The 26869-nt window shown below is 40.0% G+C and carries 24 protein-coding genes, 1 other RNA gene and 2 pseudogenes; 13 read left to right on the top strand and 14 right to left on the bottom strand.

Annotated elements, in window-relative coordinates:
- The first annotated feature begins 191 nt into the window (after positions 1 to 191).
- The 6 genes from J1G47_RS03930 (at position 192) to recQ (ending at position 5570) form a co-directional block, all read left to right on the top strand.
- Positions 192 to 947, top strand: coding sequence for a tetratricopeptide repeat protein (locus tag J1G47_RS03930; protein WP_075592522.1), 756 nt, complete (start codon positions 192 to 194; stop codon positions 945 to 947).
- 1 nt (position 948) lies between these two features.
- A complete protein-coding gene (locus tag J1G47_RS03925; RefSeq protein ID WP_075605804.1) occupies positions 949 to 1791 on the top strand; it encodes a hypothetical protein in 843 nt (280 codons plus the stop codon).
- Between the two features lie 137 nt (positions 1792 to 1928).
- Complete coding sequence (locus J1G47_RS03920; protein ID WP_160402703.1) at positions 1929 to 2426, top strand: hypothetical protein; 498 nt, start codon at positions 1929 to 1931, stop codon at positions 2424 to 2426.
- Positions 2427 to 2720: 294 nt separating this feature from the next.
- On the top strand, positions 2721 to 3350 hold the full coding sequence (lexA, locus tag J1G47_RS03915; RefSeq protein ID WP_012621497.1) for a transcriptional repressor LexA: 630 nt from the start codon (positions 2721 to 2723) through the stop codon (positions 3348 to 3350).
- 82 nt (positions 3351 to 3432) lie between these two features.
- A complete protein-coding gene (gene cyaY, locus J1G47_RS03910) occupies positions 3433 to 3741 on the top strand; it encodes an iron donor protein CyaY (RefSeq protein ID WP_012621496.1) in 309 nt (102 codons plus the stop codon).
- Positions 3741 to 5570 carry an ATP-dependent DNA helicase RecQ gene (gene recQ, locus J1G47_RS03905; RefSeq protein ID WP_207326769.1) on the top strand — a complete coding sequence of 610 codons (1830 nt, stop codon included), beginning with the start codon at positions 3741 to 3743 and terminating at the stop codon, positions 5568 to 5570. Before cyaY ends, recQ begins: the two co-directional genes overlap by 1 nt.
- A gap of 57 nt (positions 5571 to 5627) precedes the next feature.
- Here the strand turns inward: recQ and ligA are convergent, their stop codons facing one another.
- Both ligA and zipA read right to left on the bottom strand, forming a co-directional pair.
- Positions 5628 to 7655: an NAD-dependent DNA ligase LigA gene (gene ligA, locus J1G47_RS03900; RefSeq protein WP_012621494.1), complete on the bottom strand. Its 2028-nt coding sequence runs from the start codon at positions 7653 to 7655 to the stop codon at positions 5628 to 5630.
- Between the two features lie 63 nt (positions 7656 to 7718).
- Positions 7719 to 8537: a cell division protein ZipA gene (gene zipA / locus J1G47_RS03895; protein ID WP_005712716.1), complete on the bottom strand. Its 819-nt coding sequence runs from the start codon at positions 8535 to 8537 to the stop codon at positions 7719 to 7721.
- A gap of 108 nt (positions 8538 to 8645) precedes the next feature.
- Between zipA and cysZ the strand changes: the two genes are divergently transcribed.
- Positions 8646 to 9401 (top strand): sulfate transporter CysZ, encoded by a 756-nt coding sequence (gene cysZ, locus J1G47_RS03890; RefSeq protein ID WP_075592525.1) that lies wholly within the window; start codon positions 8646 to 8648, stop codon positions 9399 to 9401.
- 84 nt (positions 9402 to 9485) lie between these two features.
- Here the strand turns inward: cysZ and ffs are convergent.
- The 5 genes from ffs to frdA all read right to left on the bottom strand — a co-directional run bounded on the left by ffs (position 9486) and on the right by frdA (position 13041).
- Positions 9486 to 9584: signal recognition particle sRNA small type (ffs, locus tag J1G47_RS03885), an RNA gene on the bottom strand.
- A gap of 135 nt (positions 9585 to 9719) precedes the next feature.
- Complete coding sequence (gene frdD / locus J1G47_RS03880) at positions 9720 to 10064, bottom strand: fumarate reductase subunit FrdD (RefSeq protein WP_010785937.1); 345 nt, start codon at positions 10062 to 10064, stop codon at positions 9720 to 9722.
- Between the two features lie 10 nt (positions 10065 to 10074).
- Positions 10075 to 10467, bottom strand: coding sequence for a fumarate reductase subunit FrdC (frdC, locus tag J1G47_RS03875; protein ID WP_010785938.1), 393 nt, complete (start codon positions 10465 to 10467; stop codon positions 10075 to 10077).
- A 12-nt stretch (positions 10468 to 10479) separates the two neighbouring features.
- On the bottom strand, positions 10480 to 11250 hold the full coding sequence (locus tag J1G47_RS03870; protein ID WP_021112083.1) for a succinate dehydrogenase/fumarate reductase iron-sulfur subunit: 771 nt from the start codon (positions 11248 to 11250) through the stop codon (positions 10480 to 10482).
- Between the two features lie 6 nt (positions 11251 to 11256).
- Positions 11257 to 13041, bottom strand: a complete 1785-nt coding sequence (gene frdA, locus J1G47_RS03865; RefSeq protein WP_112063042.1) for a fumarate reductase (quinol) flavoprotein subunit — start codon at positions 13039 to 13041, stop codon at positions 11257 to 11259.
- Positions 13042 to 14069: 1028 nt separating this feature from the next.
- Here frdA and J1G47_RS03860 point away from each other — a divergent pair.
- A complete protein-coding gene (locus J1G47_RS03860; protein ID WP_207326768.1) occupies positions 14070 to 16838 on the top strand; it encodes an ESPR-type extended signal peptide-containing protein in 2769 nt (922 codons plus the stop codon).
- 390 nt (positions 16839 to 17228) lie between these two features.
- On the opposite strand, the gene rraA is transcribed toward J1G47_RS03860, so the two are convergent.
- The 6 genes from rraA to J1G47_RS03830 all read right to left on the bottom strand — a co-directional run bounded on the left by rraA (position 17229) and on the right by J1G47_RS03830 (position 21303).
- Entirely contained in the window at positions 17229 to 17729 is a 501-nt protein-coding gene (gene rraA, locus J1G47_RS03855; RefSeq protein ID WP_005712787.1) for a ribonuclease E activity regulator RraA, read from the bottom strand.
- A 63-nt stretch (positions 17730 to 17792) separates the two neighbouring features.
- Positions 17793 to 19043, bottom strand: a complete 1251-nt coding sequence (locus J1G47_RS03850) for a paraquat-inducible protein A (protein ID WP_015939904.1) — start codon at positions 19041 to 19043, stop codon at positions 17793 to 17795.
- Positions 19040 to 19627 carry a ribonuclease HII gene (gene rnhB / locus J1G47_RS03845; protein WP_075592750.1) on the bottom strand — a complete coding sequence of 196 codons (588 nt, stop codon included), beginning with the start codon at positions 19625 to 19627 and terminating at the stop codon, positions 19040 to 19042. Before rnhB ends, J1G47_RS03850 begins: the two co-directional genes overlap by 4 nt.
- Positions 19627 to 20517 (bottom strand): CAF17-like 4Fe-4S cluster assembly/insertion protein YgfZ, encoded by an 891-nt coding sequence (gene ygfZ, locus J1G47_RS03840; protein WP_010786573.1) that lies wholly within the window; start codon positions 20515 to 20517, stop codon positions 19627 to 19629. The genes rnhB and ygfZ overlap by 1 nt, the downstream gene beginning before the upstream one ends.
- Positions 20518 to 20526: 9 nt before the next feature.
- The gene (locus tag J1G47_RS11775; RefSeq protein ID WP_010786574.1) at positions 20527 to 20742 is read right to left on the bottom strand and encodes an ABC transporter six-transmembrane domain-containing protein; all 216 of its coding nucleotides are present in this window, start codon (positions 20740 to 20742) and stop codon (positions 20527 to 20529) included.
- Between the two features lie 117 nt (positions 20743 to 20859).
- Entirely contained in the window at positions 20860 to 21303 is a 444-nt protein-coding gene (locus J1G47_RS03830; protein ID WP_207326767.1) for a MarR family winged helix-turn-helix transcriptional regulator, read from the bottom strand.
- 196 nt (positions 21304 to 21499) lie between these two features.
- On the opposite strand from J1G47_RS03830, the pseudogene J1G47_RS03825 reads away from it, so the two are divergent.
- The 3 genes and pseudogenes from J1G47_RS03825 to J1G47_RS03820 all read left to right on the top strand — a co-directional run.
- Positions 21500 to 21814: pseudogene (locus J1G47_RS03825) on the top strand (DUF4143 domain-containing protein); the annotation flags it as partial.
- Positions 21815 to 21842: 28 nt separating this feature from the next.
- Entirely contained in the window at positions 21843 to 21968 is a 126-nt protein-coding gene (locus J1G47_RS12015) for a hypothetical protein (RefSeq protein WP_005712780.1), read from the top strand.
- A 111-nt stretch (positions 21969 to 22079) separates the two neighbouring features.
- A complete protein-coding gene (locus tag J1G47_RS03820; RefSeq protein ID WP_005712778.1) occupies positions 22080 to 23828 on the top strand; it encodes an ATP-dependent nuclease in 1749 nt (582 codons plus the stop codon).
- 91 nt (positions 23829 to 23919) lie between these two features.
- On the opposite strand, the pseudogene J1G47_RS03815 reads toward J1G47_RS03820, so the two are convergent.
- Positions 23920 to 24186: pseudogene (locus J1G47_RS03815) on the bottom strand (aldo/keto reductase); the annotation flags it as partial.
- Between the two features lie 157 nt (positions 24187 to 24343).
- On the opposite strand from J1G47_RS03815, the gene J1G47_RS03810 reads away from it, so the two are divergent.
- Both J1G47_RS03810 and J1G47_RS03805 read left to right on the top strand, forming a co-directional pair.
- Complete coding sequence (locus J1G47_RS03810) at positions 24344 to 25459, top strand: efflux RND transporter periplasmic adaptor subunit (RefSeq protein ID WP_035491420.1); 1116 nt, start codon at positions 24344 to 24346, stop codon at positions 25457 to 25459.
- A 120-nt stretch (positions 25460 to 25579) separates the two neighbouring features.
- On the top strand, positions 25580 to 26584 hold the full coding sequence (locus tag J1G47_RS03805; RefSeq protein ID WP_026916430.1) for a virulence RhuM family protein: 1005 nt from the start codon (positions 25580 to 25582) through the stop codon (positions 26582 to 26584).
- The last annotated feature ends 285 nt before the right edge of the window (positions 26585 to 26869 follow it).

Genomic DNA, 26869 nt, shown 5'->3' with positions numbered 1-26869 from the left:
GCATTCGCCCCAAAGCCCATTTTAAGAGAATAGGTGTAGGGAACAATGCCGGAACCAACCCAAAAGAACTGCCTAAAAATCCACCGTTTATCATAAATTCCAACAAAAAACCGCTGATTACATCTTGATTGCATTTTGTTTTTTTTTGTACAATTTTGTCGTCTTAAAACCATAGTCAAAAGGAAAACAAAATGACACTTCGTAAAACCCTACTCTCTACCTTATTACTCTCCTTTGCCATTGCCAGCAATGTTTATGCTGAAACCGCAGAAGAAAAATTTAGCCGTGCAGTCCAATATGATAAGCAACAAAATTATCAAGCCGCTTTTCCTATTTTTAAGGAATTAGCTGAACAAGGGGATGCATCATCTCAATTTAATTTAGGTTTGATGTATAACAATGGAGACGGTGTTAGTCAAGATTATCACCAAGCAGCCAAATGGTATCAAAAAGCGGCTGAACAAGGCTATGCAGAGGCTCAATTTAATTTAGGTTTGATGTTCTCCAATGGAGACGGTGTTCACCAAGATTATCATCAGGCATTTAAATGGTATCAAAAAGCGGCTGAACAAGGTGTTGCACAGGCAGAATATAATTTAGGTGTAATGTACGACAATGGGCGAGGTGTTCGCCAAGATTATCACCAAGCAGTCAAATGGTATCAAAAAGCGGCTGAACAAGGGGATGCAAGGGCTCAATTTAATTTAGCTTTGATGTACGACAAAGGTCAAGGCGTTAGACAAAATTATCAGCAAGCATTCAAATGGGTTCAAAAAGCAGCCGAACAAGGGGATGCACAAGCTCAGGCAGCGTTAGGGCTTATGTACGTCTTAGGAAAAGGTGTTCGACAAAATGGTGCTGCTGCCAAAATGTGGATTGGAAAAGCCTGTGATAATGGTTATCGAGATGTTTGTGATTTATATCGTGAATTAAACGGGGGGAAATAATATGGAATTTTCTGGGGCAAGCTTTGGATTGATTTCTAAAGTTATCCAATTTATTTGGATTGATATAGAAAAGGAAATCAGGAATTTACAATTCTATATTAATGAGTTAGATGAAAATGAAATAGATGAATATATTATTTTATCTGCTAGAGAAAATAATAATGCTGTGGATTTTACCAATAAAACTAAATATCTTAATTTTTTTAAACAATTAGAAAGTGCTTTATCTAAAATTGATAATAAGTTTTTTCTGCCAAAGAAATATAAAGAAGACAATGTAAAGAAAATCATTATTGCAATACCCAATAGGTTATTATGGCTTATTTCTATTTATTGTTTAAGTGATAAAGAGCTAAAAATACTTTGGAGTCGATATTTTAAATTAGTATCTTTATTACCTTTACATAATTACTCTTCAGTTGAAATGGGAGTCATGAATGAAAAGGAATTTGCTGATGTATATTCTGACGATAAGCCAGAACCTAAAAAGTTTTATTATTCTGATCAGTTAGAAGCATTAAAATTTAAACTAGAACAAGAACTAGCCATAAATATTGCTAATGGCAACGGATCTAAAATGAAAAAAACAACCAAAATTCTAACCGCACTCACTTTACTCGCTGCTGTTTGTGGCGGTGGTTATTATTACACACAGATTTATCCCGATCATAAAGATATTAGTCGATTAGAAACCTTAATTCATCAAATTGATTTTTATGGTGATAAGTTAGCTAAAGCAGAACTAGATATTTTCCCAATCGATAGATTAAAACAGCTTGCGGAAAAAAATTATCCGATTGCTCAATATATATTGGGTAGGTATTATCGGAAAGAAAAAAAATAAAGAGGAAGCAAAAAAAATGGTTTAGCCGTGCAGCAAATCAAAACTTTGCACCAGCATATAGAGCATTAGCTTATACCTATGATCGTAACAGTTATGAAAGAAAAACATTTTTAGCTAAAGCAGCATCACTTGGAGATATGCCGGCAAAATATGACTATAAAAATATCCCTATCCCTGTATTAGAAGAATTAGCTAAAATGGATTATCTTCCTGCTCAGCTGGATTTAATCGATTTCTATTTTAATGATAAAGATAACCATAACTGGGAAAAGGCATTTTATTGGGCTGATAAATATTATGAAAATACTAAAAGATATAATTTTAATATTTACAGAAATAGTTACCTGGGACTTGCCATATTGTATTATTTAGGTATTGGAACAACCCCAGATATTGCTAAAGCGGAAAAAATCTTAACAGAATATATTGCTTTACTAGAGAATCATGCTCGCGATCAATATTCCAAAGAAGTTTTTAAGGATATTGAACACTTAAAAATGGAATTAGTTGTTCTTAAAGACAAAGATGAGATACTTGATAAAGTTGCCCAAGATAAAATCCAACAGATTAGAGAAGAATTACAGGCTAATAATGGTGCTGAACGCTTTTTCAAACAGGCAAATGTTTTTTTCTAGATATGGATTTAAAATATTATGCCAAAGCCTATTTTGGCATTTCTTGCGATATGGGAAGCCAAGCAGGTTGTGATAAATATGCAGAGATGAATACAAAATAAACAAGGACACCAAGCGAGCTGTCTTTGCAATCATTTCAACTAATGACAACGGACACACGCAGTGTGTCCGTGCCGTTAATTAAGCTAACTCCATTCTTCATTTCTTACAGAAATCTAAAATTATTTCGTTGCAAATGAAATTTTACTGTATATAATATCATAAATTTCTGTATATAAAGACAGTGAGGAACTTATGAAACGTCAGCACCTAACGGCTCGTCAGCAAGAAATCTTTGAATTTGTAAAAAATCATATTGAAAGTACGGGTATGCCACCAACTCGTGTAGAAATTGCTCGTGAAATTGGGTTTAAATCACCAAATGCCGCAGAAGAACACCTTAAAGCCCTTGCTCGTAAAGGCTATATTGAAATGCTTTCAGGGACTTCGCGTGGGATCCGTATTTTAGTGGAAGATGAAGCAGCAAACGATGAAGAAGGTTTGCCTTTAATTGGTAAAGTTGCAGCAGGTACGCCGATTGAAGCCATTGAACATATCGAAAAACATTATCCTGTGAATGGGGCAATGTTCTCGCCAGCTGCCGATTATCTTCTTAAGGTGAATGGGAACTCAATGGAAAAAATTGGTATCTTAGATGGTGATTTACTCGCAGTGCATAAAACTAAATCTGTTCGTAATGGGCAAGTCGTTGTCGCCCGTGTTGATGATGAAGTCACCGTCAAACGCTTAGAGAAAAAAGGCGATTTAATCTATTTACACCCAGAAAATGATGAATTAGAGCCGATTGTCGTCGATCCTCGTCAATCTTATATTGAAATCGAAGGCATTGCCGTAGGCGTTATTCGTAGTAATGCGTGGATGTAACCTTTCAGATTTCTATTGAAAAAGTGTTCAGAAAAATCCAAAATAACGCCTTTCAAATTTTGGCTTTACGAAGAGATTATTTATGAATTTAGCAGAATTTCATCAAGCGATTGAACAAGTGTGGGAACAAATTGAAGAGCAACTTGAAGAACAAGGTTGCGATGTCGATTGTGAAACACAAGGGGCGGTTTTTACCATTACTTTTGATGATGATTCACAAATTGTCATTAACAAGCAAGAAGCAATGCTTGAACTCTGGCTGGCAAGCAAATTAGGTGGTTATCACTTTGCTTACCGTGATGGCGATTGGGTCAGTGCGGAAGGGCGTTCATTTTGGACACATTTAGAAGAGGCTGTCGCTCGTCACGGCGAAACAATCTCTTTTAGCTAATGTCAGTTACACCGCTTGCCAAAGCTGAAACGGTTTTACATAACGTTTTCGGCTACCAATCTTTCCGACAAGGTCAATCAGAAGTGATTGAAGCGATCTTGTCGGGCAAAGATTGCTTGGTGATTATGACAACAGGGGGCGGAAAATCCCTTTGTTATCAAGTGCCAGCCCTCTGTTTTGAAGGCATAACTCTCGTGATCTCACCTTTGATTTCGCTAATGAAAGATCAGGTAGATCAACTGCTTATCAATGGTGTTGAAGCTGGCTATATCAATTCCACTCAAACTATTGAAGAACAGCAAGCGGTTGAACAAAAAGCGATTTCGGGACAACTCAAGCTACTTTACCTTTCACCCGAAAAGGTAATGACATCAAATTTTTTTCAATTTATCTCATTGTGCAAAATTAGCCTGATTGCAGTCGATGAAGCCCATTGCGTATCTCAATGGGGACACGATTTTCGCCCTGAATACACCTTGTTAGGCGGTTTGCGAAAAACTTTCCCAAATATACCGCTTGTTGCGCTGACTGCAACCGCAGATCCGACAACCCGTTTTGATATTATTCATCATCTTAAGTTAGAAGATCCCCATACTTATTTAGGAAGTTTTGATCGTCCTAACATTCGCTATACGGTGCAAGAAAAATTTAAACCTGTGGATCAACTGATCAAATTTATCAGTAGTCAGCAAGGGAAAAGTGGGATTGTTTATTGTAATAGCCGTAAGAAAGTTGAAGAACTCACGGAAAAACTTTCTTCTCACCGTTTTTCTGTAATGGGCTATCACGCAGGAATGACGATGCAACAACGGGAAACCGTTCAAAATGCGTTTCAACGAGATAATATTCAAATTGTCGTTGCTACTGTTGCCTTTGGAATGGGGATCAACAAATCCAATGTGCGTTTTGTTGTGCATTTTGATCTGCCAAGAAGCATTGAAGCCTATTATCAAGAAACAGGACGAGCAGGGAGAGATGATCTTCCTGCGGAAGCGGTGTTATTTTACGATCCTGCGGATTATGGTTGGCTACACAAGGTATTACTAGAAAAACCAGAAAGTGAACAACGTCAAATTGAGCAACATAAATTGCAAGCCATTGGGGCTTTTGCCGAATCACAAACTTGCCGTCGCCTTGTGTTACTCAACTATTTTGGTGAAACACGCCAAGTTGCTTGTCAAAATTGTGACATTTGCCTTGATCCACCGAAAAAGTATGATGGCTTAGTTGATGCCCAAAAAGTGATGTCCGTTATTTACCGCACAGGACAACGCTTCGGCTTACATCATATTATTGCAGTTCTTCGGGGCTTAAATCAGCAAAAAATCCGTGAATATCAACACGACACTCTATCTGTCTATGGGATTGGCAAGGATAAATCTCAAGAATATTGGATTAGCGTAACTCGCCAGCTCATTCATCTTGGCTTTATTCGCCAAAACATTGTTAATCATTCTGCCCTACAACTCACAGAACAAGCTCGCCCCATTTTACGCGGTGAAACAGCCTTGGCACTGGCTTCCCCACGTTTAAGTTTTTCGGCGACAACTTATATGCAGAAACAGCAAACTAGCAAGCGGTATGATAAAGATCTTTTTGCCCGTTTACGCTTTTTACGCAAACAGATTGCCGATAAGGAAAATATCCCTCCTTATGTGGTTTTCAATGACGCTACCCTACAAGAAATGGCAGAATTTATGCCAACGACGGCAGATGAAATGCTTTCCATTAATGGGGTAGGTGAGAGAAAACTGGAGAGGTTTGGAGAGGCGTTTTTAGGGCTTATTAGAGAGCATTTATATCATATAGAAAGTATTGTTTGTGATTAACTTTAGGGGCTGTATTAGATTAGCCCTAAAGTTAAAATCAAACTCTTGCTTCACATATTACGATACTATAGTCGTAAAATATCCAATTAACTCGTCCTCACTCAAAATTTTCACTCCCAATTCCTGTGCTTTTGCCAATTTTGAACCAGCCTTTTCCCCTGCAATCAAATAATCCGTTTTACTTGATACACTGCCAGATACTTTACAACCGAGTTGCTGTAACAAGGCTTTTGCTTGATCACGGGTGAGCTGTGTTAATGTCCCTGTTAGTACCACTGTTTTATCTTTTAATGGATTGTCAGCAATCTCTTGTGGCACCACATCTTGCCACGTCACCCCTTGAGCAATCAGATCCTCCACGACTTCAACATTATGTGGTTCTTGCCAGAATTGGAATAGGCGGTTTGCCACAACTTCCCCTACATCTTGTACCTGTTTTAGCGTGTCTAAATCCGCTTGGCGAATCGCATCAAGCGTACCAAAGTGATTTGCGAGATTTTGTGCGGTAGATTCGCCCACATCTCGAATACCCAAAGCAAATAAGAAGCGGGCAAGGGTGGTATTTTTTGCCTTTTCGATACTTTGTAGTGCGTTATTGGCGGATTTTTCTCCCATTCGATCTAAACGCATTAAGGTGGTGTGATCGAGTTTAAACAGATCTGCCGGGGTATGGATCAGCTCACGTTCCATCAGTTGTTCAATCAGTTTTTCACCCACGCCGTCAATATCCATTGCTTTGCGTGAAACGAAATGCTTTAACGCCTCTTTACGTTGGGCTCCGCAGAATAATCCCCCAGTACAACGAGCAACCGCTTCGCCCTCAACACGTACTACAGCTGAGTTACACACAGGACAAGCGGTTGGAAAAGCAATTTTTTTTGCATTGTCAGGACGACGTTCAGCCACAACGCCCACAATTTGCGGAATAACATCACCTGCTCGGCGAATAATCACGGTATCCCCAATTGCGATCCCTAAACGCTCAATCTCATCACCGTTATGTAAGGTGGCATTGCTCACTGTTACCCCAGCTACAAAGACGGGCTCTAATTTTGCCACTGGGGTAATTGCCCCTGTTCTGCCGACCTGAAATTCAACATCGTTCAGAATCGTCATCTCTTCTTGTGCAGGGAATTTGTAAGCAATTGCCCAACGAGGTGCTTTTGAGATAAAGCCAAGCTGTTCTTGCAATGTAATCTCATTGACTTTCAACACCGTGCCGTCAATGTCGTAACCCAGCGAACTACGTTTGGCTTGGATTTTTTGATAAAACGCAGTCAAGGCTTGAGAACCTGTTGCTAAGGTAATTTCAGCATTGACAGGAATCCCCAAGGTTTTTAACCACTGCAAGCGGTCAAAATGTGTCGTTGGGAGTTCATCATCACTTTCATAAACCCCAATGTTATAGGCATTCAACATTAACGGGCGTTGGCTAGTGATTTTCGGATCGAGCTGACGAAGTGAACCTGCCGCTGCATTACGAGGGTTAGCAAAGGTCTTCTCACCTTTTGCCAGTGCTTTTTCATTTAACTGCTCAAATCCTTGCTGTGGCATAAAAACTTCACCACGCACTTCTAAACGATGCGGAGGATTATTGGTTTTCAGTTTTAACGGAATATTGCGGATCGTGCGGATATTGGCGGTAATATCTTCCCCTGTTGTTCCGTCGCCACGGGTTGCAGCTTGAGTTAGTACTCCATCAACATAAAGAATACTCACCGCTAAGCCATCAAGTTTAGGCTCACAACAAAATTCAATTTGATTACTGTTGATCGCAATACGATCTTCAATACGACGCAAAAAGCCTGTGAGGTCATCATCTGAAAAGGCGTTATCCAGAGAAAGCATTGGAATTTCGTGGGTAATTTGAGCAAAACCATCTAACGGCTTAGCACCAACCCGTTGTGTCGGTGAATCGGACGTAATCAATTCGGGGTGTTGCCATTCCAGATTTTTTAACTCGTTCATCAAGCGATCATATTCTGCATCGGGTACAAGCGGATTATCTAAAACGTGGTAGTGGTATTCATATTCACGCAATTTTTCACGCAAATGTTCAAGTTGGGTTTCAATAGAGTGTGGCATCTGTAAATTTCTCGATAAAAAAGACCGCTTGCAAGCGGTCATATTTAAACAATGTACTGCAAATTAATTGGCTACTCGTAGTAGATAATTTTGGCGAGATTCATCGTTAAAAATTTGATGTTGTTCATCTAAGACAAAACCGCCGACAGATTGAGCAAAGCTCTCTACGGTACGAATCATTAATTTTAAATTAGCTAGATCATTACCTACTGAAGGTAGGTGCATAAAGAATACTAATCCCACGGTAGAAAACTGTTCCATTCTTGCTAAATCAAAGACTCCTGGTTGCATCATATTGGCCACGCTGAACAATACAGGGCTTGCAGGATTATCTAAATGACGGTGGAAGATCTGATATTCACCAAAATGAAAACCTAACATTTCTAAATTTTGTACAATGGCATTACCTTGAAATTGAACGCCTTCTGGTGCAACAACATACAAAGTGATTATATTATGCTCCGTAGTTTGTTCTATTGTTTCAACTTGCTCTACTTGGACAGTCTGTTCTTGTATCTGATTTTGTTGATATGCTTCAGATGGAGATTCTGGCATAGTCTCTTGATATAGAGGTTGAGATATTTCTTGAGTTTGTAAACTAATACGAATATTTTTGACACTATTCTCAACTTCTTGCTGAGATTGAATAAAATCAGCAGGTGTTTCAGTATTGAATGGTTGCTGAGCTACGACACCTTGAGGATTTAGCGTTGTTGGAATATCTGCTGTAATTTCATTGCTAATTGGAGACGAAGGTGGACGAGTAGAAAAGGTATTTGAAAAAATACGAGATTTTTCTCTGCGTGCAGACCAAATACTGTATCCAATTAAAACAGCGATTAATAATCCTGCTAAAATAAAGAAAAGAATATGAGTTTCCATTTTGCCCTCTTTAGCTCATAAAATCATCAAAATTGAAATTTAACACTTTGTGAAAATGTACGCATAGCTTACCATATTTCTTTTAAAAAATTGAATAGAAAGGTTAATATGTTGTCGTTCTTTTCTTCTTTTGATTCTGAAATTAAAGCAGGTTTTCATTATTTTATTTATGGTTGGCGTTTAATGTTACAACGTCAGTTAATGCCATTTATTATTTTTCCTGTGATTATCAATGCAGTGTTGATGATTAGCCTAGTTTGGCTCTTTTTTGCCAATGTAGGAGGAATGTTAGATTCGCTCTTGCCATCGTGGTTAGAATGGTTGAGCTTTATCCTTATTCCATTAGCTTTTTTAATGATTTTAGTGGCTTTCTACTTTGCTTTTACCACTTTAGCGAATTTTATTGCTGCCCCATTTAATGCGTTACTCGCAGAAAAAGTTGAGCAACAACTTACGGATGAAAATCTCACGGAAATGAGTTTTCATGAAATGTTAAAAGATGTACCTCGTATGCTCAAACGTGAGTGGCAAAAAATGTGGTATAGCATTCCGCGTTTGGTTGCCTTATTTTTATTAGGTTTTATACCTGTTTTAGGGCAGACTATTATCCCTATCTTGGCATTTATTTTCGGGGCTTGGTTAATTGCAATTCAATATTGCGACTACCCTTTTGATAACCATAAAATTCAATTTCAACGTATGCGAAATGCATTAGCACAATATCGTACAATGAATTTTACTTTTGGGGCTTTGGTAAGTATTTTTACGATGTTGCCATTTATTAACTTAGTGGTAATGCCTGTTGCGGTGTGTGGTGCTACAGCAATGTGGGTTAATGAGTACAAAAGAGCTCTGCATGATTAACGGAAAGCCGACATTAACAGAGGAACTAATCTTATAAAGCAGTGCGTATGTTTTCTTCTCCCAAAAGACTAGTTAAGGGAGAGGAAACTTTAAGCATAGACTCGGCACTTAGCTATTCTAATTCTGGCTGCTTTCTTCCGAACCTGACCAAGTAAATTAAAGACTACTGCGAGAAGCCCAAAGTTTCCTCATAGAAAGACATCTACATTTATACTGTAGATGTCCTAATTATATGAGCTTATCTCAAAGAAGACAAGAAAAATGTCTACTATAAATAGCTATTTCTTACAGGGAATAGCTGCTCAACAAGACTTTAACTTATAAATTAATCACCGCAAAAATCACTAATACACTATAAAGTGCAGATAAACCATAGAAAATCCAACCGCCTGCAGGAACGTGAATTTTAAAGTCGTGTAAACCTAAGTGAACACGGTGCATACCACACCACATTGGGAAAATCAGTAATGCAAGAATTGCTAATTTACCGATCCAAGTGTGTGCAAATGAAATAATATTATCTGGTGTAATCAGTCCGAATGGCAGTAAGAAACCTAAGATTAATACAAGCACAGGGAAGAAGATTGCACTGATCGCACCGCCTGCACCGAAAAGTAACCATACTAATGGTTCATTTGAACGTGGAGGATTGAGTTTGTCCATTTTTGACTCCCTATACTAAAATTAATGCAAGAATACTTACTACGGCAGTGATTCCCCAAAAGACGCGTGAAACTAATTTTACGTCAATACGTTCATTTTTGATAATCACGTTCATCATTTGAGGTGCCATACCGAAGAAGGTAAAGCTGTTTAGTAATACTGCACCTAGAGTGATGATGTTTAAGATCACTACCACTGGGTTTTGTAAGAAACCGACAAAAGTGGTTGCAAAGGTGCCATTACCTAAACAGACTAGACCATAAAATAGCACTAAACAGAACCAAACTGTTGGTACAGAGGTACTTTCACGCAAAACGTAGAATTTGTAAAAATCTAACGCTTTCCACCAAGTTGGTTTCACTTCACGCACATATTTTTTGCGTTTACTTGCTGTTGTTGTCATTTTACTCTCTCCTTACTTTTGCGGTTTTAACATTGCAAAGACATAATCTTTAGCACTTTCGATCTTACCTTGGTTTACCGCAGAGGCTGGACCAACATGCTTCGGACAAACTTCAGAGCAGTAGCCGACGAATGTACAGCTCCATACACCGTTTTTGCCGTTGATAATTTTCATACGTTCCGCTTTACCATTATCACGGTTATCTAGGTTGTAACGGTGAGCTAAGGTTAATGCTGCTGGGCCAACAAATTCAGGGTTTAAGCCAAATTGTGGGCAAGCGGCATAACATAAACCACAGTTGATACACATTGAGAATGTACGGTATTTCTCAAGTTGTGCTGGGGTTTGTTTGGTACGGCTTTTCGCAAGCTCTGCTGATGGGTGTGGTTTGCCATCAAGTTCAGGCGCTTTGTTGTCAATAATGTATGGCTTGATGCTTTCTAAACTTTCGATGAAGTGGCTTAAATCAACAACTAAGTCACGTTCAATCGGGAAGTTTGCAAGCGGTTCAATTCGCATATAACCCCTGTAATCGCGTAAGAATGTTTTACATGCAAGCTTTGGTTTGCCGTTTACCATCATACCGCAAGAGCCACAGATCGCCATACGGCAAGACCAACGGTACGAAAGCTCTGGCTCTAATTCATCTTTGATGTAGCCAAGTGCATCAAGTAACGAAGTTTGGCTATCGTAAGGCACTTCATATTTTGATAAGTACGGTTCGTTATCTTGTTCAGGGTTATAACGAAGTACTTCTACCGTCATTTTACTTTGGTTAGTCATCTTCTGTTACTCCTTTTTCGCTGCTTTTTCTTGAGCTTCTGCTTCTGCACCATAAACACGTTTAGCTGGTTGTGATGTGGTAATTTTCACGTCGCTGTATTTGATTGTTGGTGCGCCGTCTGCATTGTAGAATGCAAGGGTGTGTTTTAAGTAGTTCACATCATCACGTTCAACGTAGTCTAAACGTTGGTGTGCACCACGAGACTCTTTACGTTCTACCGCAGAAGATGAGATAGATTGTGCTACGTCAAGGATATAACCAAGTTCAATTTTGTAGAGCAAGTCTGTATTAAATACACTTGAGCTGTCTTTCACTTTGATACGTTTGTAACGCTCTTTTAACTCTGCAATTTTCGCTACGGTTTTTTCCATACTTTCTTGAGTACGGTAGATACCACAACCCTCTTCCATTGAGTCGCCCATTTCGTTACGGATTTGTGACCAAGACTCTTCACCCTCTTGACGGGCTAAGGCATAAACACGTTCTAAGACATCTTTTGCTTGAGCGTCAATTACGGCTTGATTACGAGCGGTCGCTTCAACAGCACGTTTTGCAGCCATTTCACCTGCAACTTTACCGAATACCACAAGTTCTGCTAATGAGTTAGAACCTAAGCGGTTTGCACCGTGTAAACCAGAAGATGCACATTCGCCCACTGCAAATAAGCCTTCGATACAGGTTTCTGCGTGCTGATCAACTTCAATACCACCCATTGTATAGTGAACAACTGGACGAACTGGAATTGGTGCTTTCGCTGGATCTACGCCTTCGTAGGCTTTTGCTAATTCACAGATAAATGGCAGACGTTCGTGTAAATATTTTTCACCTAAGTGACGTAGGTCAAGATGAACCACATCAACACCTTTGGCAGTTTTTAAGGTGTTACCTTTACGCCACTCTTGCCAGAATGCTTGGGAAACTTTATCACGAGGGCCTAATTCCATATATTTATTTTCTGGTTTGCCAACTGGAGTTTCAGGGCCTAGACCATAATCTTGTAAGTAACGATAACCATCTTTATTGACTAAGATACCGCCTTCACCACGACAACCTTCGGTCATTAAGATACCTGTGTTTGGTAAGCCTGTTGGGTGATATTGTACAAATTCCATATCACGAAGTGGCACGCCGTGACGATAAGCCATTGATAAACCGTCACCTGTTACGATACCGCCGTTGGTGTTGAAACGATAAGCACGGCAACCACCACCTGTTGCGATAACTACCGCATTTGCATTGATCTGAACAAAAGTTCCTTCCATCATATTCATTGCAACACAGCCACGCGCTTGACCATCATCAACGAGAATATCCACGACAAAATGCTCATCAAAACGGATAATTTGTGGATATTTAATTGAGGTTTGGAATAGGGTGTGTAATAGGTGGAAACCTGTTTTATCGGCTGCGAACCAAGTACGTTCAATTTTCATACCACCGAAACGGCGAACGTTCACATCACCGTCTGCTTTACGGCTCCACGGACAGCCCCAACGCTCTAATTGGGTCATTTCAACAGGGGAATGCTCAACGAAATACTCCACCACGTCTTGTTCACAAAGCCAGTCACCTCCTGCCACAGTATCGTGGAAGTGTTTATCGTAAGAGTCTTCCTCTTTAGCGACTGCCGCCGCCCCACCTTCTGCAGCAACCGTATGGCTACGCATAGGATAAACTTTTGAAATTAATGCAATTTTCAAATTCGGGTTAGCTTCTGCTGCTGCGATTGCGGCTCTTAAACCACCGCCACCTGCACCCACAATTGCAACATCTACATTGACAGTTTGCACGATTTCCTCCTTGGGAAAGTAAAGTATATAAACCTAATATGGAAGCATTTTGCCATTAATTTGGATATTTTATAATGAATTTTTACAATTTTGTAACACAAAAAAATAGTTTTGTGATCTATCTCAAAAAATAATTTTCAGAATGCTATGTAGTGATAATTAATCTCATTAAGTAGGTGATTTTTAAGGATATTTGAGCATTTAATACGGAAATATCTTTCACTTTATTCTCAGATTTTCGTTTGATTTTTAGCATTTCATCTACATAATGATGTTGTATAATTGATAGCGTTCTAAAATGGAAGAAGATATACCAATGCAATATAAGTAGACAAACGAGTTGGTTTTAATTATTTTCCCTAATTATTACCAACTCTTTTTATTCAAAAAATCCTTTATAAACATAATCTTATGCTTTTTCGTTAATCCGCTATGAACCGATAATTTCTGCTTCAGTTCTTTAAATAACCCTTCCAACCTATTTGTTGTTTTTTCTATATTTAAATGAGCATATTCTTCAAAAAGTGAGCTTAAAGCCTTGTGCTATAAGGCTTTAGCCCACTTTTTACCAACATTGTCTACTATGCAAAATATCCTATCTAAATCACCGCTTTCATTAGATTTCCGCCTATTATTTCTAGCTTTTATTGATAAAAGTTGAAAAATTCTTGTTATTTTATTCTTAGTTTTGTGTAACTCTTGTTTTTTTTTTTTTACAATAGCGTGCGGGGGCATTTGTACATCCTGAAAATGTAAATAAAGGTTTATGATTTTTTATTAGGAAAAACAGCTTGTAGGGTGGGTCTTGACCCACCATGTAGCCGTAACATATTGATTTTATTGGTGGGTTAAAACCCACCCTACAATATTCAATCCATCTAATATATGGTTTGTCAAGGAGTTAACTTCCCCCGCTTGCGGGGGAAGTGCCCGAGCGAAAGCGAGGGCGATGGGGGCATTTGTACATCCTGAAAATGTAAATAAAGGTTTACGATGTTTTATTAGGAAAAACAGTAGAGAAGATTATTATGAATAAAATATTTAGAGTTATTTGGAGTCATGTTCAACAGGCTTGGGTGGTTGTGTCTGAGTTAGTAAAGTCTCATACCAAAACATCCGCTTACACGGATAAAAGAGCTCAAGTATGCACCTCAGATTATTTTTTAGATAAACAGCAAGATAAATTTAAATTAAGTTTTTTAAGTCTAGTATTACTAAGTATATTTTTTAATCCAGTATTAGGTGTAAAACACACAGGACAACCATATCTTATAGATGGTGCTACTAAATCGAATTTAGGAACTGACGACGGTACTATTGGTATTGGTAAAACTAGTGAGGCTGGGTATGGTGCTATTGCTATCGGTCAGCTCGCAAAAGCTAAAGCTAGGCATAATGTTGCGATAGGTTATAAAGCAGATTCAGGAACACAGGTAAACACTATTACGATAGGCTACAATACTAAAGTAAGTGGGCAGGAAGCAATTGCCATCGGGAAAGAGTCAAAAGCGGGAAAGGAATCTGTTGTCTTAGGCGGACAAGCCAAAGGGGAAGGTACTCAAACAGTTGTAGTAGGTAACCTTGCTATTGCAAGTAAGTTACAATCTATTGCTATCGGTGCGAGAAGTAGTTCTACCGCTGAGTACGGTATTGCGGTTGGTGGTGGTGCAACTGCTGGAAAGAACGCCGTTGCTCTTGGTAGGGAGTCGAACGGTGCTGGGACAGATTCCATTGCGATAGGTAATTCTGCGAAAACAACAGGGGCAGACTCTGTTGTTGTGGGTGCCAATATCAATGTGACAGATGGACAATTAGTGGCAATTGGATACCAAGCAAGTGCTAAAAGTCATTCTACTGCCTTGGGTTATAAAGCCTCTGCCGGTGGTACGCACTCTGTTGCTGTGGGTGAAAGTGCCACGATAAATGATGGTGCTGCTAGAGCAACCGCACTTGGTAATAATACCGTTGTCACCGTGGGTGGCGGTGTGGCATTGGGTTATGGTTCTAATGCAAGTATAGCTGGCGGTGTAGAGGGGTTAAAACAAGCTCATTCTGTCACAACAGGGGCAAGCACTGTCGCTAACGGCTTTAAATCTACAGAAAGTGTTGATAACAATTCTATTCCTATTGGTGCGGTTTCTGTGGGTAATGACAACATCAAACGCCAAATCGTCAATGTGGCGGCAGGTAAAGAATTAACCGATGCGGTAAACGTGGCACAGCTTAAATCTTTGACGATGAAAATTGCAGGCAATACCAACGAACAAGCACAACCACAACCAGCGGTTGGCTTGTGGAATGGTACGCTCAAGGTAAAAGGCGACAACGGTCTTACTTCCCATGCTAGTGGCGATACGATTACGGTTAAATTAGAGCAAGATGTCAAAAATAAAATTGATAAGATTGACAATTTAGGTTGGAAACTTGAAATTGCTAAGGGAATGGGGGGTGAAGCAACGACTCCTAATACTCCATATCTTATCAAAATGAGCGATATGGCAACCGTAACCTTTACCGCTGGAAAGAATATTAAATTAGAACAAAAGGACGGAAATATTACGATTTCTACGATTATTGGTAAGTTAATTACAAAGACTGAAATGGTAGATGGTGATTTGAAAATTACTTATACGGATGGCAGCACTGATACTATTACTAAGGGGAAAGACGGTAAAAATGGTGCGAAAGGTGATAGAGGGGAACAAGGGCCTCCAGGGGTAGCAGGTCCTAAAGGTGAAACTGGCCCTGCGGGTCCAGTAGGTCCAACTGGACCACGAGGTGCACCTGGTCCTGCAGGTCCAAAAGGAGAGGCAGGAGCAAAAGGTGATAGGGGTGACCGTGGTGAAGCAGGACCAATGGGCCCTCAAGGTCCTGCGGGTCCAGCGGGACCAAAGGGTGAACAGGGTCCTAAAGGTGAACAAGGTATTCAGGGACCTAAGGGTGACAAAGGTGATACGGGTCCAGCAGGACCACAAGGCCCTGCGGGTCCAACGGGACCACAAGGACCTACGGGTCCAACGGGATCACAAGACCCTGCGGGTCCAACTGGAAATTCGGAATTAAAAGGCATTACCTCGATTGCCAATGGTAACGACGCCACCAAGGCGAATGGGGCTAAGATTACCTTGTCTGCAGGTTCTACAAATAAAACAGTTAATGTTAATGATGCGAAAATTACCAATGTGGCGGCTGGTACAGCAGATACTGATGCGGTAAATGTGAGCCAGTTAAATACTAAGGCAGCAGCTTCAAAAACAGAGGTTGAAGCGGGTAAAAATGTGAAAGTGACTTCAAAAACGGGGGCAAATGGTCAGAATATTTACAATGTGAGCGTGTCTGGAGATTTAAGCGACATTACTTCAATTAGTAATGGCGATACGAAAGTATCTTTAGGTAAAGATCAGAAAGGAAATCCAGTTGTAAATATGAATGGCGCCAGAATTACCAACGTTGGAGATGGTAGTGCTGAGGGCGATATTGTGAATGTGCGTCAGCTCAACAAAGTGGTTTCTTCTGTGAATACAGGATTTAATCAATTATCAAGAGATATTGGTCGTGTTGATGTTAATGCAAGAGCGGGTATTGCTTCTGCTGTGGCGATGGCTAATTTGCCACAAATTTCTTTACCAGGTAAAAGTGCTATTTCTGTTTCTAATGCACAATATCGCGGGCAATCTGCCTATGCTATAGGTTATTCCAAAATTTCTGATAATGGCAAATGGCTTATTCGAGCGTCTGTTAGCAGTAATACTCAGCGGGATACTGCGATTGGAGGAGGGGTAGGTTTTGTGTGGTAATCTAGCACCTATAAATTAGAATTTCATGCTCAATGCCATTGTTATTTTAACAATGGCATTGTTTGGCATAGTAGACAAAAGTGTTGGTTTTTCTGCAAACTATGTCTCTAAGAGCCTCTCCCACAATTTGTGTAAATACCTGTTTCTAAAATAGTACATTCAGACACAGGTATTTTTTATAATGAATGAAACGTGGGGAAAAACGGCTAAAATTCACTAAAATAAAGGTCCTTAGCGATTAAGATCATTGAAAATTTACTGCGGTTAATATTGCATTTTGTTTTTTTTATTCAACTGCTACATAATGCCGCTATAAGAGACTTTAAGCCACTTTTTAGTGGCTATTTTATATTACTCCCATTCCGATACATGCAAAGGAAAATACAAGAATTATTCTATATCCTCTGATTGTAAATCCAGCAACTCTGGCGATAACACAATCCCTGTTAAATCCGCATAGACATAATCTTCAGGTAAAAAGGTCACTCCACCAAAATTGACAGGGGTATCAACTTCACCCACCATTGAGTCATCAGCTCCAACAGGAATTGGGGCGAGGGCTTGAATACCAATATCTAAGGTTTCTAATACATCTAATTGACGTACTGCACCATTGACAATAATACCTTCCCAGCCATTATCCACGGCAAGTTGGGCGAGTTCTGCATCAATTAATGCTCGACGCACTACACCACCACCATCGACTAAAAGCACTCGTCCTTGACCTTCTTCTTCCAACACTTCTGCAATTAAGCCATTGCTTTCAAAGCATTTTACTGTGGTGATTTTGCCGTAGAAAGATGAAAGTCCGCCAAAGCTAGAAAAAATAGGTTCGACGACATCAACCTGATCGGAATAAATATCACAAAGTTCAGAAGTATCAACACGCATAACTTGCTCCTTTTTTCAATTTTATTGGTGGAAGTATAAACCTTTGCAAAATTTTGTTCAAATCTAACCGCTTGACTGGGTTGTATTATGCTCTCGATGTATCCGCCATAACATTCTGGCATCAATGTTTGATGATGAAATCATTGTTAGAAAAACGGCTGCCCCAAAATAGAAAGCGGCTTCGCCCACCGAGAAGCTGATAATTTGCCCTCGTTCAACCAAAGACATCATCAATGCAAGGACAAACAAGTCTAACATTGACCAGCGTCCGACAAAGTGAACATAGTGTAGTAGTTTCATCTGCCAGTGAATTGGGTGTTTCCAGCGGTAATGGATCGCAAGCAACAAGTAGAAAATCACGGCAACTTTACTAAACGGCACGGCAATACTAGCAATAAAGATAATGGCTGCAATTAAGTAACTGCCCATTTCCATAAATAAAATCACCCCGCCCATTAATGTATCTGCGGAAGTTGTCCCTGCAAATTCGGTAGAGGAAATCGGCAAAAGGTTGGCAGGGATCATCATCACAAAACCAGCAATCAAGGTTGCCCATACCCGTTGTAGTTTAATGCTATCGGACACATCTAAATTGCTTTCACAACGTGGGCAACGATGTCGTCCTTTTTTATCCACGATATTTTCATCAAAGGTATATTCGCAAGCCGAGCAGATACTTGGTTGGCAAGGGTGATCAGCAGGCAGCGTATGATATTCAGGATAAAACAGTTCCCACCAACGTTTCGGATCGATTTTGATAAACAGTAACGTGGTTAAAATCGCTGTCATTATGAATGCGATAATGTAGTAGTCAAACTCCAACTTGGCATATTCACGCACTTTAAATGCCGCCACGGCAATCGCCACGAGATAAACATCTAACATCACCCACTGTTTCGCTTTGCTGAGTAAAATCAAGGTGTAGCGTGGTCTATGGTGGATTAGCCGTTGAATAAAGATCAACAATACCAAGCCAGCAAAGGCAAAAGGCATAATCACCGAACAGAGCAAAATCATAAATGCTGTGTAGGGAAAGCCTTCCGTCGCCATTTTCCATACCCCACCCCAGACGGACGCATAAATCGGTACGCCTAGTAGGTCGATATTCATCAACGGCAGCCATAAGCCAAAAGGCAATAAAATAAGAATAGATAAGGCGATAATGGCACAACGTCGCAAGCTCCAACGGTTACCAGATTGCAATACTTCATTGCAATTCGGGCAACAAGCGGTCTGATTGGGTAGATCTTTTGCTATGCTGACAACGCTATCACATTCAAGGCATCGCTGTAAGTAAATCTCGTCTTTTTTCATTCTTTGGTTAATCGTTGTGCAACAGGGGCAAAACTCTTACGGTGATAAGGGGTTACGCCCAAGCTTTCTAATTTTTCAAAATGTAGCTTGGTTGGGTAGCCTTTATGCTGTGCAAAGCCGTACTCAGGATACTGTTTATCGATTTCGTCCATTTCCTGATCCCGTGCCACTTTGGCTAAAATAGATGCAGCACTGATTTCAGCAACAAGACTATCACCTTTCACGACCGCTTGTGCTGGCATAGGCAAGGTTGGAATACGATTTCCGTCCACTAACACAAAATCAGGCTGAATACGAAGCCCTGCAACCGCTCGTTGCATTGCCAACATTGTGGCGTGCAAAATATTCAGTTGGTCGATTTCATCAGGCTCTGCTCGCCCTAAAGACCAACACAATGCCTTCGCTTTAATTTCTTCCGCCAACGCAAGACGGCGTTTTTCCGAGAGTTTCTTCGAGTCGGCAAGCCCTTCAATCGGCTGATTAGGATCAAGAATAACGGCAGCCGTTACCACCGCTCCAACCAAAGGCCCACGCCCGACTTCATCTACCCCTGCAATGAGCTTTGCTTTTGGATATTCAAACATCAGTTTTCTTCCAAACTATAAGGCAATTCAAATAATGCCAAGCTGACATTGCCGACACGGAAATTGGCTTCTGGCTCAAGTTCTTTATTCAGCACCACTTGCAACCAAAGCTGTTGTTGATAACGCTGTACCGCTAAAATTACCCCCGTGCTTTTCCAGTTCTCGCCCAACTGCATTTCAATGCTAGAGGCGATCGCTGGCAGTTCGATCTCACCTTCCACATTACCCACAAAGGTAAACATCGCCCGTTTATTTGCCCCACGATATTTCGCACGAGCCACCGTTTCCTGCCCGATATAGCACCCTTTGGTAAAGGAAATGGCTTTATCAAGTAGTTGCAGATTGGTTGCCTGTGGAATTAGCTCAAACTGATTAGCCTTGTAGAGTAAGGGCACGCCCTGCTGAATATCAATCAGATTCCACAAACGACTATCGCCATTGGTTTCCACCACAATATCGCCCCAAAAGATCGCCCGTTTAGGCTCTTCGTCAAGGTAACAAGCGGTCACATTTTCGTTAAATTTTGCAATGATCTCACCGCTTGTCGTTCCAAACAGAGCCTGATCTAATTCGGTAAAGGTCACTTTGGAAAACACCGCATATTTCTTCAACTGCACCAGTGCTTCAGGCAACAGATCTTGTTGAATAATCAGGAAAAATTGCTCCGCCGTTGCACGATATAAACGGAACAACGCACTCATTTTTCCTTTCGGATCGCAATGGCAAGTTAAGCTCTGCTCACCAACAGCAAGTTTCGCTACATCACAAGTAAGCTGTCCTTGCAGATATTTTTCCGCATCAATCCCAGCTACTTCAATCAAGCGATATTGAGTTAAAGCCACACACAATTCAGGCTGTTGATGTGTCACTTTTTGACATTCACATTTCATCTTATTATCTCAAAATAGGGTTAAAAACAGGCGGATCATACACGATTTGCCCGATGGGATAAATTGATTTGCTGGGGGAAATTTGTTACTCCAAGCTTTCCCCCAAATAATCAGCACAATCAAGGCGTAAGCGAGCGCAGAAACCAGCTGCCCATTTAGCACCGCATTTACCGCAAAACTGCCCACCAAAGGATAAATCAACAACAGCAGATTTTCCGCCGCCACCAAGCCGAATGTGGCGAACAGCCGTTTTTTTATGTTGCAAAGCAAGGGTTTTGAGCGAACGGAACATTGTTGGTTCGAGGGGTGGCTCAAAGGTCGGTTCAAGATTTGCTAAGGACATCAAGCCACCGTATCCGTTTTGTCGATTTGCTCACGGCAAACCGTGCAAAATTCCGCCAACAACGCAAATAGTTGAGCGGTCTTTTTCTCGCCTAATTTTGCAAAAGTTTTATCCGCCAACTGCTGTGTCGCCTGCCAAACCGGTTCCGCCTTCGCCTTGCCGTCTGCGGTCAAATGCATTATTTTTTCCCGTTTATCCACCGCACTTTCGCTAAACTCAATCCAGCCTTTTTCCTTATATTCCTTGCAAACATTAAACACCGTCTGTTTCGGCAACAGCCATTCATCGCAAATCTGCTTTTGCGTACACTGCCCATTTTCCGCCGCCGCCAACGAAAACAGCACCGCAAAATGGTTATAACCCAAGCCTAATTTGGCGATCCAAGCGTCCATTGTGGCATCTACTTCACTGATTTGTTTGCCTAGTTTATCGAAGTTGCTCATTGTTTAAAGTCCTAAAAATTACTAAATTGAGTGCTATTTTAGATGTGAGAAAGAGAAAAGGCAAGAGATATTGGTATTAAAATTTGCTTTTTAAAAGGCGGAATATCTTTTTATCAATTGAAAAAATGTTATTTATATTCACTTTTTCATTGGAAAAAGTGTGTTTTTAGCAAGATTTTCGTTGATAAAAATGTTTTTGCTGCCTAAATTTAAAGGGGCTTTAACCGAGCAATATGTGTTACAACAATTGCTTGCAACCCAAGAAAATCCCGTTTTTTATTGGGCAACAGAAAAAGGCACGGCAGAAGTAGATTTTGTACTACAACGCAAACAAACCGTAATCCCCATTGAAGTCAAAGCCGAAGAAAATTTGAAAGCCAAAAGTTTGAAAGTGTACGTAGAACAATTCCAACCCGAACAGGCTTTTCGTTTTTCAATGGCGGATTTTAGGGAACAGGATTGGATGGTGAATGTGCCGTTGTATGGGTGTTGTATAAAGGAATTGATATAAAATTTTTTCCTATTTTGAAGATTTAGGTTTGCGAAACGCCTTGATTGGCTATCGTGTGCAAAATCGTGGAAAATTGTTCAAAATTCAAGACAACTACCCGAAATATGTGGTGACGATAGATGAATTTGAGAACAATACTTTTGAAGGGGGATAGCTCTTGATTTTGAGGGAGTTTTTGAAGATACTTTTAGGGTAGACGGCGATTGGCTATGTATTGCTGATGTAATATAGAACAGGCATATATGATGTTTTAGGAGAAAAACTTATGAAGTTACGAAAAATCCATATTAAAAATTTCCGTTCTATTCATGATGTTGAAATAGAAGTTCATAACTATACGATGTTAGTTGGTGCAAATAATGCAGGTAAAAGCAATATTATGGCTGCATTACGAGCTTTTTATGAAGATGTCGCATGGACTAAAGATGATGAGCCTAAATTTAACAGTAGTGTATTAGAAAATGAGATAGAAGTCGAAAGTTGGGTTGAACTTAAATTTGAATTAACAGATAACGAATGGAATGCATTAGCAGATAAATATAAAGGAACTAAAGAAAAGCATTTAACTGTTCGTAAGTATTTTATTTCTAAAGAGAAAGTAAAACCAAGACAGAGTAATATATATGGGATTGTTGATGGTGTAATTGACGAATCACTATTTTATGGAGCTAAAAATATTGGCTCTGCAAAATTAGGACAAATCATTTATATTCCTGCTTTTATATCAGCTAGCGAACAAATGAAAACATCTGGAGCATCTCCATTGAGAGATATGCTGAATTTGATGTTAAAAAAAGCTTTGGTTAATAGTCCCGCTTATCAAAAAGTAATAACTTCATTTGATGAGTTTAATGATGAAGCTAAAAATAAAAATGGTTTTTTGGATCAAATAGCAAATCCTATAAATAGTGCTATTTCAAGCTGGGGGATTAAGTTTGATATGTCTATTGGTGCTATCTCTCCAGAAGATATTACAAAAAATCTCATTAGACATTCATTTGTTGATTCTATGTTAGGTGATTATGCTTTATCTCTTGATAGATATGGACATGGATTCCAGCGTTCTTTTTTATATGAATTAATTAAATTAGTGCCTGAAATATCCAATGAAAACAATACTACTCAGGAGAAGAATGATTTTAACCCTGATTTTACATTAATTCTATTTGAAGAACCTGAAGCATTTTTACACCCAACACAACAAGAAAATATGGCATATCATTTGAGAAGATTAGGAGAAGGCAACGAGCAACAAGTCATCATCACTAGCCATTCACCTATTTTTGTAGGAAAAGCAACAGACAGTTTGTGCCAGATAGGACGAGTTCACAAAAAAGATGGATTAACATCTTTAGGGCAAATAAAATTGGAAGAATTGGGCAATATTTTTTCAAGTGGCTTGGATTTTAAAATTTGCTTACAAAATTTTGTGAATAATGCAAATATTCCCGATGATAGGAAGAAGACAGCAAAAGAACTATTAAAGAACTCTGAACAAAATAATGAAATAGAAATCCAAAATGAAAAATTTCGTTATCAACTTTGGCTGGATTCAGAACGCTCATCAATGTTCTTTGCAGATAAAGTATTATTGGTAGAAGGTCCGACCGAAAAGGCGTTATTTAATTGGTTATTGGCAAACAACCATGATTGGCATACATTTACAAAACATCGTATAGCTGTTGTTGATGTTATTGGTAAATTTAATTTTCATCGTTATATGACTCTTCTTGATATTTTTGGCATCCCATATGGATTGATACTTGATGATGATTTAAATAAAAACCATCATCAGGCTATAAATGATATGCTTAAAAACTATGATTGTAATTGTAAAATTGCAGAGCCAGTTTTCATACCACAATGTATCGAGTCCTATTTAGGATTAAATTTACCATCAAGAGCTGACTTAAAACCACTTGAAATACTTAAGAAATTAGAGAATAACGAAATAAATGCAGATAAATTAAATGATTTGAAAAGAAAATTCATGTTAGCTTTAGATCTGGGTTGATATAAAAATGCCGTCTGAAGTTTCAGACGGCATCCTTCACAAGCAGTCAAATTCTCCCAAAACTTTGTAAAAATCGACCTCACTTCAAATATTACCCACGATACTCCGCCAACCATTTCACCATATTCGGATCACGGTGATTGAAGATGATTTCATCACGGTTGAGTGTGGTAATTTGGGCTAAATCTTGCTCATCAAGAGTGAAATCAAAAATCTCACAGTTTTTGATCATACGTTCTACTTTGACTGATTTGGGAATAATCGCCACGCTACTTTGATTAAGCCAACATAAGACCACTTGAGCTACCGATTTACTGTCTTTTTGGGAAATTTGGATTAAAATTTGGTTACTGAAAATTTACCATCTTTATTACCCCAACCACCGATAAAATTCACCGCTGTTTAGGGCATTGGTGGAATTTTTGAGAACATAACAAAACAGTCCTAAAATTTACTTGATTTAGTCTTAAAAATAACGAATAATGCCGCAAACTAGTAATTTTTGAGACTTTAAAATGAAAAAATTGATTTTATTATCTGTCTTACCCATCTTATTTCTAACCGCTTGCCAAGAGCAAAACAATGAGCAAGCCAACGAGCAAACCAAAGCAGCGTTAATGAAAGTAAATATGGTTCAGGTGCAACCTGCCACATTAACGCAGACGTTGCGTCTTTCGGGGGCGATTACGGCGAAAGAAGATGTTGCTGTTGGAACGGCATTGCTTGGTTTGCAAATTCAATCGGTCAATGTGGAAGTGGGCGATGTGGTTAAAAAAGGGCAGGTTTTAGCCACGCTGGAAACAAGTAATGTGCAATCGCAGTTGCGTCAGAATGATGCGAATTTACAGCGAGCTAAGGCGAATTTGGTTTCGCAGCAATCCGCTTTAACTGAGGCGGAAACTACGCTGAAACGTTATCAAACCTTGATTAAAAGCGATGCCATAAGCCGTCAGGAGTTGGAGCAACAACAGGCGAAAGCCCGTGCCGCTCGCGCGGCGGTTCGGGCGGCGAATGCGGAAATCGCTCAGGTACAGGCACAGCTTGACGACAGCCGTTATCAACGCAAAAAAGCCGAGGTGCTTGCCCCCGCAGACGGCATTATCACGCAACGCCGTGCGGAAGTGGGCAATTTAACGGACAGCAACGCCTTGTTTCATCTTGCACGCAATGGTGAGTTGGAAGTTACCGTTGATGTCAGTGCGGAAGACCTATCTTTGCTCAAAACGGGCTTGCAGGCGGAAATTCAAGTGCTTGACCAAACGACAAGCGGTCAAATTCGCTTGCTTTCTTCCCAAATTGCCCAAACAAGTCGTACCGGCAAAGTGCGTATTCAGCTGCAAACCCCAGCCCAAATCACGCTCGGCACACCGGCTTTAGTCTTAATCAAACTGCCCGAAATGCAAGCCCAAACCACCTTGCCGTTAAGTGCGGTCAATTTTAACGCTGACGGAACCGCCTTTGTGATGGTGGTCAATCGCAATCAACAAATAGAACGCCGCCCGATTAGCCTAGGCGAAGTCAATCAAGGCACAGCCGAAATCCTATCTGGCTTGAAAGTGGGCGAGCAAGTGGTACAAAAGGCTGGGGCGTTGATTAACGAAGGGGATCGGGTTGAGCCGATGGTGAAGTAGTGGGGGAAGTGCGGTCGGATTTTCACAAATTTTTGCGATCTGCATCGAAAAAATGCTTTTCCCCCTTTGCCAGTGTTGCAAATGTCATTAGACTAAACAAGATTTCAGTAAGGAGCTTGTATGACCAAATCAGAAATTGTTTCTTCAGTGGCTGAATATCTCACCTTTATGACCGCTACAGGCGAGAGCCAAGTCAATGCCATTTATGCGGACGAAAATGTTTGGCTGAGCCAAAAAATGATGGGGCAGCTTTATGATGTTGAAGTGCCTACGATTAATTATCATCTAAAAAAAGTATTTGATGATAATGAGTTAGACGAAAATTCAGTTATTAGAAATTTTCGAATAACTGCCGATGACGGTAAAAATTACCAGACCAAACACTATAATCTTTCGGCGATTATTGCCGTGGGCTATAAAGTCAATTCCGAGCGAGCGGTGCAATTTCGCAAATGGGCGACCGAGATTATTCAAACTTACACCATCAAAGGCTTTGCGATGGACGATGAGCGGTTGAAAAATGACGGCACACGTTTAGGCAAAAAGTATTTTGAAGAACAACTTGCCCGTATCCGAGAAATTCGCCTGTCAGAACGCAAGTTTTACCAAAAAATCACCGATATTTATGCGACTTCCATTGATTACGACCGCACTGCCACCGCGACCAAACGTTTTTTTGCCACGGTGCAAAACAAGTTACATTGGGCAATTCACGGTCATACCGCCGCAGAATTGATTGTGGAACGAGCAAACGCCAGCAAGCCGAATATGGGCTTGACCACTTGGAAAGATGCACCACAGGGCAAAATTTATCCTTTTGATGTAGTGGTGGCGAAAAATTATTTATCCGACAATGAGCTGGCTCAACTCCAACGGTTGGTATCCGCTTATTTGGATATGGCAGAAGATATGGCGTTACGCCAAATTCCGATGACAATGCAAGATTGGGAAACCAGACTCAACCGCTTTTTAGACGCCACTGACCGAGCCATATTGCAAGACGCAGGCAAAGTTACCGTCGAAATCGCCAAAGCCCACGCCTTGAGCGAGTTTGAAAAATATCGTGTTATTCAAGATCAACATTTTGAAAGCGATTTTGACCGCTTGTTGAAAGGGGAAGAGTAAAAGAGTGGTAGGTTCTGGGGAGATTCGGTATTTTTGCTGGCATATTATTCGGAGGTATCACTTATTGGCTTGTTGGGTTATTTTCATCTAGCTTAGCTATAGCTGCTGGAATTGCAATAGGTATGATATTTTGGATTGTGATACCATCTGTAAACAAAATGCAATAACTAAGTTAATATGTAATGCCTCCAATATGGGGGCATTACATCTCAGACCGCTGACAAACTATATATTAAACAGATTGAATATTGTAGGGTGGGTTTTAACCTACCAATAAAATCAATA

Origin of the sequence: Glaesserella parasuis, from assembly GCF_017352235.1 — a bacterium.
Taxonomy (GTDB): Bacteria; Pseudomonadota; Gammaproteobacteria; order Enterobacterales; family Pasteurellaceae; genus Glaesserella; species Glaesserella parasuis.
Note: the sequence above shows the minus strand (reverse complement) of the source record. Positions and strands in the feature narration are given on the sequence as shown.

Coding starts and splice junctions, on each gene's coding strand:
- J1G47_RS03930 (WP_075592522.1), top strand. CDS start 192: ATGACACTTCGTAAAACCCTACTCTCTACCTTATTACTCTCCTTTGCC.
- J1G47_RS03925 (WP_075605804.1), top strand. CDS start 949: ATGGAATTTTCTGGGGCAAGCTTTGGATTGATTTCTAAAGTTATCCAA.
- J1G47_RS03920 (WP_160402703.1), top strand. CDS start 1,929: ATGCCGGCAAAATATGACTATAAAAATATCCCTATCCCTGTATTAGAA.
- lexA (WP_012621497.1), top strand. CDS start 2,721: ATGAAACGTCAGCACCTAACGGCTCGTCAGCAAGAAATCTTTGAATTT.
- cyaY (WP_012621496.1), top strand. CDS start 3,433: ATGAATTTAGCAGAATTTCATCAAGCGATTGAACAAGTGTGGGAACAA.
- recQ (WP_207326769.1), top strand. CDS start 3,741: ATGTCAGTTACACCGCTTGCCAAAGCTGAAACGGTTTTACATAACGTT.
- ligA (WP_012621494.1), bottom strand. CDS start 7,655: ATGCCACACTCTATTGAAACCCAACTTGAACATTTGCGTGAAAAATTG.
- zipA (WP_005712716.1), bottom strand. CDS start 8,537: ATGGAAACTCATATTCTTTTCTTTATTTTAGCAGGATTATTAATCGCT.
- cysZ (WP_075592525.1), top strand. CDS start 8,646: ATGTTGTCGTTCTTTTCTTCTTTTGATTCTGAAATTAAAGCAGGTTTT.
- frdD (WP_010785937.1), bottom strand. CDS start 10,064: ATGGACAAACTCAATCCTCCACGTTCAAATGAACCATTAGTATGGTTA.
- frdC (WP_010785938.1), bottom strand. CDS start 10,467: ATGACAACAACAGCAAGTAAACGCAAAAAATATGTGCGTGAAGTGAAA.
- J1G47_RS03870 (WP_021112083.1), bottom strand. CDS start 11,250: ATGACTAACCAAAGTAAAATGACGGTAGAAGTACTTCGTTATAACCCT.
- J1G47_RS03860 (WP_207326768.1), top strand. CDS start 14,070: ATGAATAAAATATTTAGAGTTATTTGGAGTCATGTTCAACAGGCTTGG.
- rraA (WP_005712787.1), bottom strand. CDS start 17,729: ATGCGTGTTGATACTTCTGAACTTTGTGATATTTATTCCGATCAGGTT.
- J1G47_RS03850 (WP_015939904.1), bottom strand. CDS start 19,043: ATGAAAAAAGACGAGATTTACTTACAGCGATGCCTTGAATGTGATAGC.
- rnhB (WP_075592750.1), bottom strand. CDS start 19,627: ATGTTTGAATATCCAAAAGCAAAGCTCATTGCAGGGGTAGATGAAGTC.
- ygfZ (WP_010786573.1), bottom strand. CDS start 20,517: ATGAAATGTGAATGTCAAAAAGTGACACATCAACAGCCTGAATTGTGT.
- J1G47_RS03830 (WP_207326767.1), bottom strand. CDS start 21,303: ATGAGCAACTTCGATAAACTAGGCAAACAAATCAGTGAAGTAGATGCC.
- J1G47_RS03820 (WP_005712778.1), top strand. CDS start 22,080: ATGAAGTTACGAAAAATCCATATTAAAAATTTCCGTTCTATTCATGAT.
- J1G47_RS03810 (WP_035491420.1), top strand. CDS start 24,344: ATGAAAAAATTGATTTTATTATCTGTCTTACCCATCTTATTTCTAACC.
- J1G47_RS03805 (WP_026916430.1), top strand. CDS start 25,580: ATGACCAAATCAGAAATTGTTTCTTCAGTGGCTGAATATCTCACCTTT.